This window comes from Xanthomonas hortorum, assembly GCF_011305375.1.
Lineage (GTDB): Bacteria > Pseudomonadota > Gammaproteobacteria > Xanthomonadales > Xanthomonadaceae > Xanthomonas > Xanthomonas hortorum_E.
This window is the reverse complement of sequence record NZ_VCME01000022.1, coordinates 1-16618: the sequence shown is the minus strand read 5'-3', so window position 1 is coordinate 16618 and position 16618 is coordinate 1. Positions and strand designations below refer to the sequence as shown.

The following is a 16618-nucleotide window of genomic DNA, read 5'->3' as shown; positions in this document are numbered from 1 at the left end:
CCCGACACTGCGCGTGCAAGACTGGGCGTTCCCTCGCACGAAGGAAGCGCCTCTACGATGAGCGTGCGTATCGAAGACCACGCCATGCTGGGCAATTGCCACAGCGCGGCCCTGGTCGACCACTGCGGCACCATCGACTGGCTGTGTCTGCCACGTTTCGATTCCGATGCGTTTTTCGCATCCCTGCTGGGCGATGAGCAACACGGGCAATGGGCGTTGTCGCCGGTCGCCGCATTCCGCAGCGAACGCGCTTACGAAGACGACAGTCTGGTGCTGTGCACGCGTATGCGTACCGACACCGGCACGGTGGAACTGGTCGACTTCATGGTCGCCAGCGATGAGAGCGACAGCCACCAGCATCTGGTGCGGATCGTGCGTTGCGTGCAGGGCGAAGTGCCGATGCACATGCGGCTGACGTTTCGCTTCAACTATGGCCGTACGGTGCCGTGGGTCACCGGCATCGAGGGTGGCATTCGCGCCATCGCCGGTCCCGACCAACTCGCGTTGCGCTCGCCGCAGCAACTGCACGGCGAGGACCTGGGCACCGAGGCAGACTTCACGCTGCGTCAGGGCGAAAGCACCTGGTTTCTGCTCAGTCATGGGTTATCGCATCAGCCCACGCCGGCGGCGATCGATCCGGAACAGGCGCTGCAACGGACCACCGCGTTTTGGCATGGCTGGGCACGTCGCTGTACCGATGTCGGCCCATGGACCGAGCAGGTGCGGCGTTCGCTGGTGGTATTGAAGGGGCTGAGTTACCTGCCCACCGGCGGCATTGTCGCCGCGCCCACCGCCTCGCTGCCCGAGCATCTGGGCGGCACCCGCAACTGGGATTATCGCTACTGCTGGCTGCGCGATTCGGTGTTCACGCTGATCGCGTTGCTGCAGGCCGGGTATCGCGATGAAGCCTCAGCGTTTCGCGATTGGGTGCAACGCACCATCGCCGGTTCGCCGGATCAACTGCAGGCGTTGTACGGCATCGCCGGCGAACGCCGGCTGCAGGAATGGGAAGCGGATTGGTTGCCCGGCTACGAAAACTCCGGCCCGGTACGCATCGGCAATGGCGCGGTGGATCAGTTTCAGCTCGACGTCTACGGCGAGTTGATCGGCGCCTTCCATTACGCGCGCGAAAAGGGCGTGGCGCCGCCGTCCGATGACGATGGCTCGTCGGCATCTCTGCTGGAAAAGATCCTGGATACGCTCGAAGACCTGTGGCGCCTGCCCGATGAAGGCATCTGGGAGATTCGCGACGAGCGCCGTCATTTCGTGCATTCCAAGGTGATGGCATGGCTGGCGTTCGATTGCGGTGCGCGCGATGGCATCACCAATGCCGACGCAGAAAAACGCGCACATTGGGGCCGGCTTGCCGAGGAAATCCGCGCCGAAGTGCTGGAAAACGGTGTGCATCCGGATGGTCACTTCGTGCAGAGCTATGGCTCCGACCGCCTGGACGCCTCGCTGCTGCTGATTCCGATCGTGGGATTTTTGCCGCCGGAGGATCCGCGCATCGCCGCTACCGCCGATGCCATCGCACGCGATCTGACCATCGATGGATTGGTCGAGCGCTATCGCGCCGACGACAGCGCCGATGGCCTGCCGGCCGGCGAGGGCACCTTTCTTGCCTGCAGCTTCTGGCTGGTGGAAAACTATGCATTGCTCGGGCGCACCGAGCAGGCGCGCGTACTGCTCGAGCGCCTGCTCGGATTGTGCAACGACGTGGGCCTGCTCGCCGAAGAGTACGACCCGCGCAGCAAGCGCATGCTTGGCAACTTCCCGCAAGGGTATTCCCACGTGGCCCTGGTCAATGCGGCATTGCGCCTGCACGGACGCATGGGCGAAAAGGAAACACGTCCATGAATGAGCAAGAGACCACCCCGCCGTGCATCATCGTGGTGCTGGGCGCACGCGGCGATCTAACCAAGCGCTTGGTGATGCCGGCGCTGTACAACCTGCGCCGGGCCGGCGCGTTGGGCGAGCAGTTCGCCATCGTCGGCATGGACCACGGCGATATCAGCGAGCGTTCGTGGCGCACGATGATGGGTCAGTCGATGACCGAACTGCTCAGCAGCCGCGATGCCGAATTCCAGACCGACGAGTTCGACACCGACACCTGGGAGTGGCTGCGCGAGCGCATGCATTATCTGCGCGGCGATTTTACTGATTTAGGTGCCTATCAAGCGCTGGATGGCGTACTGGAGAAACTGCACAAGCGCTACGGCACCCAGGGCAATGTGCTGTTCTATCTGGCCACCGCCGCACGTTTCTTCGAACCGGTGCTGCTCAACCTGGGCGAAGCCGGGCTGGTCAAACAGCGCGAGGGCCAGGGCTGGCGGCGGGTGATCGTGGAAAAACCGTTCGGCCACGATCTGCCCAGCGCCGTCGCGCTCAACGCCACCGTCGCCCGCGTGTTGCATGAGGATCAGGTATTCCGCATCGACCATTTCCTCGGCAAGGAAACCGTGCAGAACATTCTGGCGTTCCGTTTTGCCAATGGCTTGTTCGAGCCGGTGTGGAATCGCGACCGCATCGATCATGTGCAGATCACCGCCGCCGAAACCATCGGCGTGGAAGGCCGTGGACGTTTCTACGATCCCACCGGCTGTTTGCGCGACATGGTGCCGAACCACCTGTTCCAGTTGCTGGCGATGATTGCGATGGAACCGCCGGCTGCCTTCACCACCGAAGCCATGCACCGCCGCCGCGCCGAAGTGATCGAAGCGGTGCGCCCGATCAAGCCCGAAGACGTGGTACGCGGCCAATATGCGTCCGGCGCGGTGAGCCGCAGCGCGGTACCGGGGTATCGCGAAGAAGACACCGTGCCGGAGGATTCGGAAACCGAAACCTATGTGGCGATGAAGCTGCAGGTCGACACCTGGCGCTGGGCCGGCGTGCCGTTCTACCTGCGCACCGGCAAGCGGCTGCGCGAGCGCACCACCGAGATCGCGATCCGCTTCAAGCCTGCGCCGCTGGCACCGTTCCGCAGTACCGAAGTGGGCGGTTATGGACCCGACTGGCTGGTGCTGCACATCCAGCCCGACGAGGGCATCTCGCTGCAGTTCGACGTCAAGCGCCCGGGCGCGCAGGTCGCGCTGGCACCGGTGCGCATGGACTTCCGCTACCGCGACTGGTTTCCCAAGGAATACACGGTGGGCTACGAGCGCCTGCTGCAGGACTGCATGAAAGGCGAGGCCGGCCTGTTCCAGGATGCGGCCATGGTGGAAGCCGCCTGGCGCATCGTGCAGCCGATCCTGGATGCCTGGAAACAACCGCCGAGCGATTTCCCCAATTACGCAGCAGGCAGTGCCGGCCCCTCGGCCGCCGATGCCTTGCTGGCGATGAATGGCGGGCACGCCTGGCGCGCGCTCACTCCGGGGCGCAAGCCACCGCCGCGCCGCGCACCGGAAGCACGCAGCAGCGCTGCAACGCCGGTCAAGAAAGCAACCAAGAAGACCGTGAAGAAAGCGGGCAAGGCGACACCCAAACGTGCCGCCGCACCTGCTGCAAAATCCGCTCAAGGCGCAGCCGGTTCGCCCGGCAAGGTGGCAAAGACATCCGTCACCAAGCGCGCGACGAAGAAGGTCGCAAAAGCCGCAGCGAAGACCGTGAGCAAAGCTGCGGCTGGCAAGAGCGCAGCGAAGAAGTCGGCCGGCAAGACCGCAGCGCGCACACCGCGCAGCTGAGTGATGCGATCAACATGCAGCCGCTGCGATCATGCGGCGGCTGTGTGTGCAGAAAATCCTGTAGGAGCGCGCTTGCGCGCGACCAGGCGTTAGCGCGCTCCTACGCAGAGCTCAGCGATCGCGCGTTACCGGCGCGGGTTCGGCATCCACATCCGCCTTGACGTCGGCTTCGAACAGATTCATCAGATCCGCGCGTGCATCGCGCGAGGTCTGGATCACCTTGGCTTCGTCGTCATAGACCAGGTGCTGGCGATGCAGCAACTCTTCGTCGTGCTGGCGGAACCGTTTGACGTGATCCTTGGCAACCGCTTCGCCAAGGCCGAGCGAGGTGAGCACGCGTTCGCTCAGCTCCAGGCTGGAGGCGAATACCTCGCGGAACGGCTCTGCGCCCAGATCCATCAGTTTCCAGGCGTGCTGGCGATTGCGTGCACGTGCCAGCACCGTGGCCTGCGGGTACAGGCGGCGGATCAGCCGCACCGCCTTGATGTTGGTTTCGGGATCGTCCACCGCGATCACGAACACCTTGATGCGGTCGGCGCCGGCGGCGCGCAGCAGTTCCGGGCGGGTGGGGTCGCCGTAGTACAACTGGCTGCCGAAGCGGCGCAAATCTTCCACGGTGTCCGGATTGTGTTCCAGCGCCACGAACGGCACATGCCGCGCGGTGAGCAGGCGCGCGACGACCTGACCGAAGCGGCCCATGCCGGCGACCAGCACCTTGGGCGTTTGCGCATCGATGGTGTCGAACGGGCGGTCGGACTTGGGCGCATGCAGCCGCAGCGGCCCGTTGAGGATGCGCTGCATGCCCAGCAGCAACACCGGCGTCAGCGCCATCGACACGCCGACAATGGCCACCAGCCGGTCGTGGTTGGCGCGCTCCAGCAAGCCGACGCGATCGGCCTCGTTGAACACCACAAAGGCGAATTCGCCGCCCAGCCACAATACGCTGCCCAGCATCAGGCTACTGCGCAGCGGCAGCTTGGCCACCGTGCCGATACCGACCAGCAGCGAGAACTTCACCACCAGCAGGATCGCCACGCCGCTGGCGATCAGCCATGGCTCGGCGACCACCCGGTTCAGATCGATGCCCATGCCGACCGAGATGAAGAACAGCCCCAGCAGCAGGCCTTCGAATGGCTCGATCTGCGATTCGAGCTCGTGGCGGAATTCCGAATCGGCTAGCAGCACGCCGGCCAAAAACGCGCCCAGGCTGGCGCTCAATCCGGCTTCCTGCATGATCCAGGCGGTGCCCAGCACCACCAGCAAGGCGCTGGCGGTGAACACTTCCGGCATGCGCGTGCGCGCCACCATGTTGAACAGATAGCGCAGCACGAAGCGCCCGCACAGGATCACCAGCGCCAATGCCGCGACCGCCTTGGCCACGTCCGGCCATGCCAGCGTGGCGTTCTTGCTGCCACCGAGCAGCGGAATCGCTGCCAGCAATGGAATGGCGATCAGATCCTGAAACAGCAAAATGGCGAACGCCAGGCGCCCGTAGTCGCTGCCCAGCGCCTTGCGTTCGGCCAGCAGCTGCAGGCCCACCGCAGTGGACGACAACGCCAGCGCCACGCCGACGATCAACGCGCTCTTCCAGCCCAGGTTGCCGAGCATCAGCAAGCCGCCCAGGATCAGCGTGGTCACCACCACCTGGGTGGCGCCGGCGCCGAACACCGAATGGCGCATCACCTTCAAACGCGACGGCGACAGTTCCAGGCCGATCACGAACAGCAGCATCACCACACCGATTTCGGCTGCGCCGCTGATGCGTTCGGCATCCTGCACCACGCCCACGCCGTCGGGCCCGAGCACCACGCCGGCGACCAGATAGGCCAACACCGCACCCAGCCCGAAGCGCTTGAACACCGGCACCGCCACGATGGCGGCCAGCATCAGCACCAGAGCCAGTTCCAGACCGCCGCTATGCATGCGCACTCTCCGTTGAGGTGCGCATTATGCCGCGCACTGCCGCTGACCAGCTGGCACCGACGTGCCGGAGTCGCCGGCAATGCGCAGCGGCCACGGGTTTGCGATAGCCGGTTTGCTGCTTCTGATCAGCGCGTCGGTAGCAGCGTGTCTGGAGCCAAGCGTGGCCGTTAGCAGCGCTGGCCGGCAAGCGTGTTCAAGGCCGCGACCAGCGCACCGTTGTCGCAACCACCGCACGAATGTGCGCCGTCGGCCCACGCTCGCCGCCATCTCGATGAGACGCACCTCCTGCGCATGCTGCGCATCGGCAAGATCGGCGGACTGCACGCTCGCTTAAACGTGCTTTGTGCGAGCCATTGACCAAGCCGGCTCAGGCGCGCAGACTGCGCCCCGCCGCCGCCCGGATCACCGGTTCGGTAGGCACTTCTCGGAGCCTTTCTCATGTCCAGCGACAGTCACCCTAGACCCGGGTCGATGACCCAGCTGGCGCGCGCCTGAGGCTTTGGGTTCGCCGGCTGTCATCGACGACGGTCGTCACCAGGCGAACCCCATGTACAACGAAACCCTGCGCCTTGCCCAAGGCGTCAATGCCTTGATCGCACCCCTGGCCGAGCGCAACACGGCCGATGCGGTGGAATATCTCAACACCCTCGACCGCGACGATGCGGCCCAGGTGCTGGCCGCGCTGCCGCAACCGCGTGCGGTGAAACTGCTCGAACAACCCGAGCTGCACGATGCCAGTGCATTAGTGGCGCAACTGCCGGCCGAACAGGCTGCCTCCTTGCTCGGGCAAATGGCCGACGACCGCGCCACCGACATCTTCCACGGCCTGGACGCCGACCAGCGCGCGCCGCTGCTATGGCTGCTCAGTGCCGAGGCGCGGCTGTCGATCCAGGCCTTGATGCGCTACCCGCCCAACACCGCCGGTGCGCTGATGACCACCGAGTTCGTGGCGGTGCCGGCCGACTGGACGGTAGGCCGCACCCTGCAGCACATCCGCGAGGTGGAGCGCAGCCGCGAGACGGTGTATGCGATCTATCTGCTGGACCCGCACAGCCGCGTGCTGACCCAGGTGGTCACCATGCGCCGGCTGATCACCGGCGCAGACGACGCACCGATCCTGGAGGTGGCGCAGGTCAACCCGCCGGTCACGGTGGACCCGGCGCTGGACCAGGAAGAAGTCGCCCGCCTGATCCGTCGCCATGACCTGTTGGCGATCCCGGTGGTGGATGCGCACGGCCACATGCTCGGCATCGTCACCGTGGACGATGTGCTGGATGCATTGATCGCCGAATCCACCGAAGACGTGCACAAGTTCGGCGGCATGGAGGCGCTGGACAAGCCCTACATGCAGATTGGCTTTGGCCAGATGATCAAGAAGCGCGCCGGTTGGCTGAGCGTGCTGTTTCTGGGCGAAATGCTCACCGCCAGCGCCATGCAGCACTTCGAGGACGAGCTTTCCAAGGCGGTGGTGCTGACCCTGTTCATTCCGTTGATCATGAGCTCGGGCGGCAACTCCGGTTCGCAGGCCACCTCGCTGCTGATCCGCTCGCTGGCCTTGCGCGAAATCCGCCTGGGCGACTGGTGGAAAGTGGCGCTGCGCGAGCTGCCCACCGGGCTGACCCTGGGCACGATCCTGGGCCTGCTGGCGATCGTGCGCATCACCATCTGGCAGACCGCCGGCCTGTACGACTATGGCCCGCACTGGCAGATGGTGGCGCTGACCATCGGCGCAGCCCTGATCGGCATCGTCACCTTCGGTTCGCTGTCCGGCTCGATGCTGCCATTCGTGCTGCAACGGCTCGGCTTCGACCCGGCTAGCGCCTCGGCACCGTTCGTGGCCACGCTGGTGGATGTCACCGGCTTGGTGATCTATTTCAGCATCGCTGCCGCGATTCTCAGCGGCACGTTGTTGTAGCGCGGAGAGGTGATGGCCAGGCCGTATTGCCTGGTCCACTCCGCATCGCTGCACGGTAGGCCGTGCAGCGATGCGGGGCGGCGAGCGCCGGTCAGAAGTTCACGTACAACGTCGCGCGCACATTGCGGCCAGGTTCGCTGTAGCGGCCGATGCCGTCGTCGGTGGCATAGCCGTACAGATAGAAATCGCCACGGGTGACATTGCGGATGCGCGCCCATTGCGAATAGCGCTCGTCGAACAGGTTGTACACGCCCAGATTGACCCGCACATGCGCGTTGAAGCGATAGCTGCCGAATAGATCGACCACGCTGTAGGCGTCGCTGAGGAACGGCTCGGCCGGGACACCGAAGATATCGTTCTCCACATTGACGTCCTTGGCCTTCTTGGCCAGCGCATGGGTGATGTTGGCAGTGAGGCGCAGGCGCTCGTCCAACCCCTGCCAGCTGAGGCCGAGCACGCCGCGATCGGGGTTGATGCTGTCCAGCGGGCGGCCGTCTTCCAGTTCGCCCTGGTTGTGGGTCCATGCCGCCCGCAGCAGCCAGGCATCGCCAAGCTTGAACTGCGCATCCAGTTCGACTCCCTTGACCTCGACCTGGCCGACATTGAGCAGCGTGGTGTAGGCGTAGCCGTTGCGCGTGGTGCACACGCCGCGGGTACAGGTCTGGTAGAGCGTGCCGGCGTTGGCGGTGACGGTCTCGCTCTGGATGAAATCGTCGTAGCGGTCGCGGAACACCGACAGGCCCACGCGCGCCCACTCGCTCTCCCAGCGCCAGCCCAGTTCCAGATTGAGGCTGCGCTCGGCGTCGAGCCCGGGATTGGCGGCCACGGTCGGTACGTTGACGGTGTTGCCGGTGGCGACCTCGGTCAGCGCGGTGATGCTGGTCGGGGCGTACATCTCGGCGGTGGTCGGTGCACGGAAGCCGCGCCCGGCCTGGAACCACAGCGTCTGCTGCGGGGTGACGGCGTAGCTGATGCCGGCCTGCCAGGTCGGTGCGGCGAAGGTCACCGCGCGCACCGTGCCGGTGGTATCGATGAAGGTGGGCGACAGCGTCGGTGCGTAGCGGTAATGGTCGTAGCGCGCACCCAGGGTGAGCTGCAGGCGGTCGTCGAGCAGGCCGATACGGTCGCGCAGGTACACGCTCCAGGTGTCGGCATCGGTCTGCGGCACTTGCGCCGGGTCGACGGTGGCGGTGTCCAGCGTGCCGGCGTTGTTCCAGCGGTAGTCGATCGCGCTGAAATCGATGCTGCGGCGTTGCCAGGCGGCGCCATACAGCAGTGATTGCGACCAGCCGTTGCCATGCACCAGCTTGTCGAAGTCGACCGCGAGGCGGTCCAGGGTCTGCTCGGTGTCGCGGTCCTCGGCACGCCGGCAGGGCAACGCCACAGTGCAGCGGGTGGTGGCGGCGGTGGCAGGGGTGCTCGATGTGCCGCTCTGGGTGAGGATGCGAGTGGTGCCGCGGCTCTCGGTCTGCTGGCGGTCCAGCTGCGCCTCGAGGGTGTCGAACAGCGCGTTGTTCGCGTTCCAGATGTAGCGCAGGCCGTAGCGGTCACGGTCGTTGCTGTCGTCGCCGATGCGTTCGGCGTAGCTGGGCGCGCTGACGCGGCTCAGGTTGTCGACCCGGTTCTGCGAGCGGTTGCGTTCGTAGACCACGCCAAAGCGGTACTGCGCGTTCGGCACCACGTCGAGCTTGGCCAGCACGTTGTCGCTTTGGCTGTCGATCGGGTCGGGCGTGCGCCGCGCGCTGCCGGTGTCGATCTCGGTGCTGGAATACCAGCCCTCCGATTCGTGGCCCTCGCGGCGGGTGTAGGTCAGCATCGATTCGACGATGCCGGTGCGGTTGGCCACGGTGATATTGCCGAGCAGTTGGTCGTTGTGGCCGGTGTAGCCGGTCTTCAGGCCGACATAGCTGTCGTTACCCTGCGCCTTGAGGTAGTCGTACGGGTCCTTGGTGGTGAACACCACCGCGCCGCCAAGCGCACCGCTGCCGGCACTGATGGAATCGGCGCCCTTGACGATATCCACGCTCTTGAGCGAATCCACGTCCACGCCGCCGCGCCCGGCGCGGAAGAACTCGTAGTCGCGCGCGGTCTCCACACCCTCGGCCATCGACAGGCCATCGATGGTCATCGCCACGCGGTCGCCTTCCAGGCCGCGGATGTTGAAGCCGTTTTCGCCGAAGCGGCCCATGTCGGCGATGCTCACGCCGGGGATGTAGCGCACCAGGTCTTCCATGCTCTCGGCCTGTTCCTGCTGCAACTGCGCGGTGTCGAGGGTGGTGACGTTCTGGTTGGTGGAGGCGCGCTTGTCGCGTGCGGCCTTCACTTCCACCGGGTCGAAGGTGGTGGCGTCGGCGGGTGCCTGTTCGGCATGCAGCGGGAAGGCCAGGCCGGCGGCGATCGCCAGGGCCAGCAGGGTCGGTGTCGAGGTCATCGTGGAGTCCACAGTCAGGAAAGAGGAATGGGCGCGGTAAGGCGCGGACCTGGCTGTGGGCGGCAGGGGATAGCCGCGTGGCTGGGTGGGGCCCGCCAGTGGCGGGCCGGGCGGCGCGGGCATCGAGGCCCGCGCAGAGGTCAGTCGGCGCGAGCCGGGGTGGCGGCCGGCGCTGGCGCAGTTGCAGGTGCCGGCGGCGGCAACGCGGCATCGCTGGCATCGACCACGCCGTCGTGATTGCGGTCGACGCGGGCGAAGGTGCGCAGGCCCGAGGCCTGGTATTCGGCGAAGCTCATGCGCTGGTTCTTGTCGGTGTCGAGCACCTTGAAGCGCACATGCACCTGGCGGTCGTCGGCCAGTTCGAGCGCGGTGAGGCGGCGGTTGAGGCGGTCCTCGAATTCGACCCGATATTCGTCCAACGACAGCGTGCCGTTGCGGTCGCTATCGGCACCGGCGAACTGCGCCTTGCGCAGGTTTGCGTATTCCGCCTCGCCCACCTTGCCGTCGCCGTTCTCGTCGTACAGCGCGAGGAAGCCCTCGGCCGAGCCGCTGTCGGGCATGCCCGGGCGGCCGCCATCGCGGTCGAAGGCGGCCGTTGTGTCGCCCGACGCAGCCTTGGCAGCGGCCGACACGGCCGCCTGTCCGCGCGCCCAGTCCTGCGCACCGGCCGCATCGAATTCGGCACGCGAGACCCGCCCGTTGCCATCGGCATCCAGTGCCGCAAAGCGGATCTTGCCCTGTGCGGCCTGTGCGCTGCGTTCCTGCTCCAGCGCACGCTGGCGGCGCTCGCGGAACTCGCCCACGTATTCGTCCTCGTCGACCGTGCCGTCGTGGTTGCGGTCGGTGGCATCGAAGCGGCTGCGCCGGAAGCTCGCAAAATCGGCGGCGGTGATGCGGCCATCGCGAGCGTCGTCATGCTGGGTGATGAAGGCCTGCACGTTGTTGCCGTGGCCGCCGAGCAGCGGGCGCGGCGCGGACTGGGCGAGAGCGGTAGCAGGAAGCAGCAGCGCGCACAGGCACGCGCCGGCCAGGGAGCCAGTGTTCATGGATTGCCTCTTGATGGGGAAAACGGTGCCGGGCCGTAGCGTTGGCTGGGCCTGCAGGTGGATCGCGATGCCGGGCGGAGGGACCGCGCCGGTGGAGTCATGCCGCCAGGGCGAGGCAACCGCCGCAGCGGTTGCGCGGCGCTATTGTTCGAGCACCCGAAACGTCAGTGTGGTGCTGTTGCTGTACTCGCGCACCGGGGCGTCGGCCGGCGCCGGGGTGCGGTGGCGGGTCAGCGCCAACCAGGTGCCGGCGCGGTCCAGCTTCAAGGTTGCGCGGCCCGCCGCGTCGGTGGTCACGCTGATCAACGTCGGCTTGCGATCGGAGGTCCACACCGCCTCGCTGATGTCCACGCTCTGCTTGGCCAGCGGCACGCCGCCGTACTGCACCGTGAAGGTGAAGCTCTCGCCGACATACAGGTCGTTGGGATGCGTCACCGGCACCAGTTCCAGACCCTGATTGCGCGGCGCCAGCGCGCTGCGATCGGGTTTGCCGACGCTCAGATAGGTCTGGGCCAGGGTGCGCGACTGGAAGCTGGCAATCAGCGTGGCGCCTTTGGGCATGGGCACTTTCGGGTCGCGCACGGTCTCGCGCTTGCCGTCCAGTTCCCAGGTGCGGAACTGCGCGCCCACGCGCAGGCCGGTGCTGACCCGGTAGGTGCCGGGCTGCTTGCCCAGGGTGTGTTCGACGACGGTGCGGGTGTCGAGCGCCTGCACACGCGCCGGTTCGACATCGCGGCCATCGGGTCCGGTAATGCTGAAGTGGCTCTGGTCGAAGGCCGCTTCCGGGACGAAGAAGGTCTCGGCGAAGGCCGCGTCCAGGGTCACTGTCTGACCGGGCTGGGGGGCGAAAGTGTTGGGTGCCAGATAAGGCGTGTGCGCGGAGGCGGAGGCGGCAAGCAGCAGCGCCGACAGTGTCAGCAGTTTCATGGGGGGCCCTGTTCCGAATGAGTCGCTGGCGGCATGGGCGCGGGGCGGCGCTGGAAGCTGGCTGACCACGCAATATTAACGAAAATGCGAATCGTTAACAACAAGTGTGTGGACGCCGTCGCTGTCTTGCAGCTCTCGGGTCGATGACGTCGGCTTGGGCCGACGTGTACCGTGTCCGCTTCCCCCGTCGTCGTCGTTGCCATGAGCACCTATCACCTGCAGCAGGTCTTTCGTCCCACCACTGTGGCGGTGGTGGGCGGCAGTCCGCGCGATCGCTCGGCCGGACGCGCGGTAGTGCGCAACCTGCGTGCGGCCGGGTTTCCCGGGCAGATCGGTTGGGTAAGCCCGCGTTACAGCGAGATCGATGGCGTACGCACCGTGGCGCGGCTGACCGATCTGGCCTGGGTGCCGGACCTGGTGGTGATCACCGCGCCGGCGCGCATCGTGCCGCGCATCGTCTCGATTGCCGCACGGCGCGGCGTGGCCGCAGCGATCATCCTCACCGCAGGCCTCGGCAGCGGCCCCGGCTCGCCGGCCGCGCGCATGGAAGCCTCGGCGCGTGCCAAGGGCATGCGTATTCTCGGCCCGCATTGCCTGGGTGTGATCGCCCCGCATGCGCGGCTCAATGCCAGCATCGCCGCGCATTGCCCGCAGGCGGGCGATCTGGCGCTGATTTCCGAATCCAGCGCGATTGCCGCCGCCTTGGTGGAATGGGGCGTGGCGCGTTCGGTGGGGTTCTCGGCGGTGGTGTCGCTGGGCGATACGCTGGATGTGGACTTCGGCGATCTGCTCGACTACTTCGCCACCGACTACCGCACCCGCGCGATCCTGCTGTACGTCGAACGCATCGGCGATGCGCGCAAGTTCATGTCGGCCGCACGCGCTGCCGCGCGCGCCAAACCGGTGGTGGTGGTCAAATCCGGCCGCCAGTTCCGCATCAACCCCAATGCCGATACGCACGCGCAGGCGCTGGCCGGCTCGGATGCGGTGTATGGCGCCGCGTTCGCGCGTGCCGGCCTGTTGCGCGTGGGCGCACTGGACGAGCTGTTCGCCGCCGCCGAAACGCTGGGCCGGCTCGGCAGTTTTCCCGGCCGGCGCCTGGCTATCTTGAGCAATGGCGGCGGGGTGGGGCAGCTGGCGGTGGACCAGCTGGTGCTGCGCGGCGGCACCTTGGCGGAGTTGTCGGCCAAGACGCTGGAGCGGCTGGATCAATCGCTGCCCGAAGGCTGGTCGCGCAGCAATCCGGTGGACATCATCGTCGACGCCGATGGGCCGCGGTATGCCGCGGCGATCGAAGCCTTGCTGGACGATCCGGAGAACGACGCGCTGCTGGTGGTCAACGTGCCGACCGCGTTCACCTCCTCGGCCGACGCGGCCAAGGCGTTGACCCGCGCGCTGGACCAACGCGACCGCTATCAGCGCGAAAAGCCGGTATTCGCGGTATGGCTGGGCCAGGACGATGCGGCGATCGCCGCGCTCAATGCTGCGCGCGTGCCCACCTATGCGACCGAATCGGATGCGGTGCGCGGCTTCACCCACCTGGTGCGCTACCGCGAGGCGCAGGCGGCGTTGATGGAAACCCCACCCAGCCTGCCGGAAGACTTCGTGGTGGATGCCGGCATCGCCCGCGCGGTGGTCGATGAGGCCTTGGCCGCCGGCCGCCGTTGGCTGGATCCGGTCGCCACCAACCGCTTGCTGGCCGCCTACGGCATCCCGATCGTGCCGCTGCAGGTGGCTGCCACCGCCAACGAAGCCGCATTGCTGGCCGACCCGCTGCTGGCTGTCGGCCGCACGGTGACCTTGAAGGTGTTGTCCAACGACATCGCGCACAAGTCCGATGTCGACGGCGTGCGCCTGAATCTGTCCAGCGTGGCGGCGGTACGCGAAGCGGCAGCCGGTATCCTGGCGCGCGCGCACGCCGCGCAGCCCGACGCGGTCATCGAAGGGGTGATCGTGCAGCCCACGGTGCTGCGGCCCAAGGCGCGCGAACTGATCGCCGGTATTGCCGATGACCCGGTGTTCGGCCCGGCGATCGTGTTCGGGCGCGGCGGCACTGCGGTGGAGGTCATCAACGACCGCGAGCTGGCCTTGCCGCCGCTGGATCTGCGCCTGGCGCACGAACTGATCGGCCGCACCCGCGTCTCGCGCATCCTCAAGGCCTACCGCGACGTGCCGGCGGCCGACGAGCGCGCGGTGGCGCTGGTGCTGGTCAAGCTGGCGCAGCTGGCGGCCGACATCCCCGAAATCACCGAGCTGGATATCAACCCGCTGCTGGCCGACCGCGATGGGGTGATCGCGCTGGACGCGCGCGTGGCGGTGGCACCGGCGCGCAAGCTGCACAAGGGCCGCGGCCATCCGCGCTTTGCGATTTTTCCGTATCCGAAGGAATGGGAGCGCCAGATCGCACTCGGCGATGGCACCCACGCGCTGGTGCGCCCGGTCCGCCCGGAAGACGACGCGCTGTTCCGCGCGTTCTTCGCGCGGGTCACCGACGAAGACCTGCGGCTGCGGTTCTTCCAGTCGGTCAAGCATTTCAGCCACGAATTCATCGCGCGGCTGACCCAGCTCGATTACGCGCGCTCGATCGCGCTGGTGGCCATCGACCCCAAGAGTGGCGACATGCTCGGCGCGGTGCGCCTGCATGCCGACGCCGATTACGAGGGCGGCGAGTACGGCATCCTGATCCGCTCCGACCTCAAGGGCCACGGCATCGGCTGGCAGCTGATGCGCATCATGATCGAGTACGCGCGCTGGCTGGGCCTCAAACAGATCGAAGGCCAGGTGCTGCGCGAGAACCGCACCATGCTGGCGATGTGCCAGAGCCTGGGCTTCGGGGTCCGCCCGGATCCGGACGATGCGACCCTGATGGCGGTGACACTCCCTATAATGGGCGAGCCGCGCCCGGCCTGACCTTAGCGTCACGCCGCGGTCCCCCATCCTCACCGCATGCCGGATCTGCCGGGCCTTGCCCTGGCCCGTTGCTCCGGCTGTCGTCTCGGCCCGCCTGGGAGTGTCAATGTTTCGCGATTTCAGAATGTCGTTCTTGGTTACAGCCGTCTGCCTGGGCGTTGCCGCCTGGTGGGGCCACACCACCTCGATGGGCCTGTGGCAGGCGCTGTGGCTATGCCTGGTGCTGAGCGTGCTGGAGGTGTCGTTGTCGTTCGACAACGCGGTGGTCAACGCCGGTGTGCTCAAGCACATGAACGCGTTCTGGCAAAAATTGTTCCTGACCGTGGGCATCCTGATCGCGGTGTTCGGCATGCGCCTGGTGTTCCCGATCGTGATCGTGTCGGTGGCCACCGGCATGGGCCTGGTGCCGGTGATGCAGATGGCGCTGAAAGAGCCGGACCGCTACAGCCAGGTGCTGACCGACAACTACCCGTCGATCGCCGCCTTCGGTGGCATGTTCCTGTTGCTGGTGTTCCTCAACTTCCTGTTCGACCAGGAGCGCAAGCTGCACTGGCTCGGGCCGGTGGAGCGGTTGGTCGGCAAGCTGGGCAAGGCCGATGCGATGTCGGTGATCGTGGCGGTGACGGTCCTGCTGTGCACCAAGCTGTTCCTGCCCGAGGTGATCTTCCAGAGCGTGCTGTTCGCCGGCCTGGGCGGCATCCTGCTGTATCTGCTGGTGGGCAGCGTGGATGCCTTGTTCGAGTCCGAAGAGAGCGAAGACGGCATGGGCCCGGCCAAGCGCTCGGGTATTGCCGCGTTTTTGTACCTGGAAGTGCTGGACGCTTCGTTCTCGTTCGATGGGGTGATCGGTGCGTTCGCGATCACTCGCGATGTGGTCATCATCATGCTGGGCCTGGCGATCGGCGCGATGTTCGTGCGTTCGATGACGGTCTACCTGGTGCACAAGGGCACGTTGGACGAATTCGTGTTCCTGGAGCACGGCGCGCATTACGCCATCGGCGTGCTGGCGATCATCATGCTGGTGGGCACCGTGTACCACGTGCCGGAAGTGCTGACCGGCCTGATCGGGGTGGCATTCATTGCCGCCTCGGTGTGGTCGTCGATCCGCTACCGCAAGCGCCACCACGTCGGCCCGACCGAGATCTGATGCCGCTCACGGGTTGCGCTCAGGGCGTAATGCTGTCACTTGAGAGCGGCCTGACAGCGCCTTCGCGGCTATCGGACGGGTGCTGCTGACAGACCCGGCGTTGCTAGATTTGTGGTTTGGCTGCAGGGTCCTTGCCCGCCCACCCTCGCGGGACACGCCGCAAGTACGTCCATGTAGGCTCTTACGCGGCATCCATGCCGCGTAAGGTCCCGCGAGGGTGGGCGGACAAGGACCAATCGAGATGCTCGGTGCGCATGGTTTTTAACAAAGCAGCCAGCAACCTGTCTGGTGCGGTGTCCTCGCTGCGCTCTTGATGCTGTGAGTTTGCTGCAGGGTCCTTGCTCGCCCACCATCGCGGGACACGCCGCAAGTACGTCCGTGTAGCAACTGTGTTGATCAGGACCTCAACCCGCGACCTTTGAGCGGTTTCCTTCAGGCGCGTTCATCGGTAGGTGCCGGCCGCTGGCCGGCACGCTTTTTTGCGTTTGCGCATGGCCGTCAAATGCGCTCAGGCGGGCTGCATGGCGGCTCTTTCATCGCGCACGCGCGCATTGAGGATGACCAGCATCTTGCGCATCACCGCCACAAGGGCGACCTTGCCCTCCTTGCCGCGTGCCCGCAGCGCTCTGTAAAAATCGC

The 16618-nt window shown here is 66.3% G+C and carries 9 protein-coding genes and 1 pseudogene; 5 read left to right on the top strand and 5 right to left on the bottom strand.

Features of this window, described 5'->3' with window-relative positions; all coding sequences use genetic code 11:
- Positions 1-57: 57 nt before the first annotated feature.
- Both FFY45_RS18135 and zwf read left to right on the top strand, forming a co-directional pair.
- Positions 58-1857: a glycoside hydrolase family 15 protein gene (locus FFY45_RS18135; RefSeq protein ID WP_176341494.1), complete on the top strand. Its 1800-nt coding sequence runs from the start codon at positions 58-60 to the stop codon at positions 1855-1857.
- A complete protein-coding gene (gene zwf / locus FFY45_RS18130) occupies positions 1854-3680 on the top strand; it encodes a glucose-6-phosphate dehydrogenase (protein WP_176341493.1) in 1827 nt (608 codons plus the stop codon). The genes FFY45_RS18135 and zwf overlap by 4 nt, the downstream gene beginning before the upstream one ends.
- A 111-nt stretch (positions 3681-3791) precedes the next feature.
- On the opposite strand, the gene FFY45_RS18125 is transcribed toward zwf, so the two are convergent.
- Positions 3792-5603 carry a monovalent cation:proton antiporter-2 (CPA2) family protein gene (locus tag FFY45_RS18125; RefSeq protein WP_176341492.1) on the bottom strand — a complete coding sequence of 604 codons (1812 nt, stop codon included), beginning with the start codon at positions 5601-5603 and terminating at the stop codon, positions 3792-3794.
- A 547-nt stretch (positions 5604-6150) separates the two neighbouring features.
- On the opposite strand from FFY45_RS18125, the gene mgtE reads away from it, so the two are divergent.
- A complete protein-coding gene (gene mgtE, locus FFY45_RS18120; protein WP_176341491.1) occupies positions 6151-7518 on the top strand; it encodes a magnesium transporter in 1368 nt (455 codons plus the stop codon).
- A 91-nt stretch (positions 7519-7609) separates the two neighbouring features.
- Here the strand turns inward: mgtE and FFY45_RS18115 are convergent, their stop codons facing one another.
- From FFY45_RS18115 to FFY45_RS18105, 3 genes are all read right to left on the bottom strand, one after another.
- Complete coding sequence (locus FFY45_RS18115) at positions 7610-9949, bottom strand: TonB-dependent hemoglobin/transferrin/lactoferrin family receptor (protein ID WP_176341490.1); 2340 nt, start codon at positions 9947-9949, stop codon at positions 7610-7612.
- A 140-nt stretch (positions 9950-10089) separates the two neighbouring features.
- Positions 10090-10995 carry an EF-hand domain-containing protein gene (locus FFY45_RS18110; RefSeq protein WP_176341489.1) on the bottom strand — a complete coding sequence of 302 codons (906 nt, stop codon included), beginning with the start codon at positions 10993-10995 and terminating at the stop codon, positions 10090-10092.
- A gap of 141 nt (positions 10996-11136) precedes the next feature.
- Positions 11137-11922, bottom strand: a complete 786-nt coding sequence (locus FFY45_RS18105) for a DUF4198 domain-containing protein (RefSeq protein WP_176341488.1) — start codon at positions 11920-11922, stop codon at positions 11137-11139.
- A gap of 201 nt (positions 11923-12123) precedes the next feature.
- On the opposite strand from FFY45_RS18105, the gene FFY45_RS18100 reads away from it, so the two are divergent.
- Positions 12124-14832 carry a bifunctional acetate--CoA ligase family protein/GNAT family N-acetyltransferase gene (locus FFY45_RS18100; protein WP_176341547.1) on the top strand — a complete coding sequence of 903 codons (2709 nt, stop codon included), beginning with the start codon at positions 12124-12126 and terminating at the stop codon, positions 14830-14832.
- A 106-nt stretch (positions 14833-14938) separates the two neighbouring features.
- A complete protein-coding gene (locus FFY45_RS18095; protein ID WP_176341487.1) occupies positions 14939-15979 on the top strand; it encodes a DUF475 domain-containing protein in 1041 nt (346 codons plus the stop codon).
- A gap of 508 nt (positions 15980-16487) precedes the next feature.
- Here the strand turns inward: FFY45_RS18095 and FFY45_RS18090 are convergent.
- Positions 16488-16618: pseudogene (locus FFY45_RS18090) on the bottom strand (IS110 family transposase); the annotation flags it as partial.

What these genes read in the sequence shown, in the direction of transcription:
- FFY45_RS18135 (WP_176341494.1), top strand. Translation starts at nt 58, where the DNA reads ATGAGCGTGCGTATCGAAGACCACGCCATGCTGGGCAATTGCCACAGC.
- zwf (WP_176341493.1), top strand. Translation starts at nt 1,854, where the DNA reads ATGAATGAGCAAGAGACCACCCCGCCGTGCATCATCGTGGTGCTGGGC.
- FFY45_RS18125 (WP_176341492.1), bottom strand. Translation starts at nt 5,603, where the DNA reads ATGCATAGCGGCGGTCTGGAACTGGCTCTGGTGCTGATGCTGGCCGCC.
- mgtE (WP_176341491.1), top strand. Translation starts at nt 6,151, where the DNA reads ATGTACAACGAAACCCTGCGCCTTGCCCAAGGCGTCAATGCCTTGATC.
- FFY45_RS18115 (WP_176341490.1), bottom strand. Translation starts at nt 9,949, where the DNA reads ATGACCTCGACACCGACCCTGCTGGCCCTGGCGATCGCCGCCGGCCTG.
- FFY45_RS18110 (WP_176341489.1), bottom strand. Translation starts at nt 10,995, where the DNA reads ATGAACACTGGCTCCCTGGCCGGCGCGTGCCTGTGCGCGCTGCTGCTT.
- FFY45_RS18105 (WP_176341488.1), bottom strand. Translation starts at nt 11,922, where the DNA reads ATGAAACTGCTGACACTGTCGGCGCTGCTGCTTGCCGCCTCCGCCTCC.
- FFY45_RS18100 (WP_176341547.1), top strand. Translation starts at nt 12,124, where the DNA reads ATGAGCACCTATCACCTGCAGCAGGTCTTTCGTCCCACCACTGTGGCG.
- FFY45_RS18095 (WP_176341487.1), top strand. Translation starts at nt 14,939, where the DNA reads ATGTTTCGCGATTTCAGAATGTCGTTCTTGGTTACAGCCGTCTGCCTG.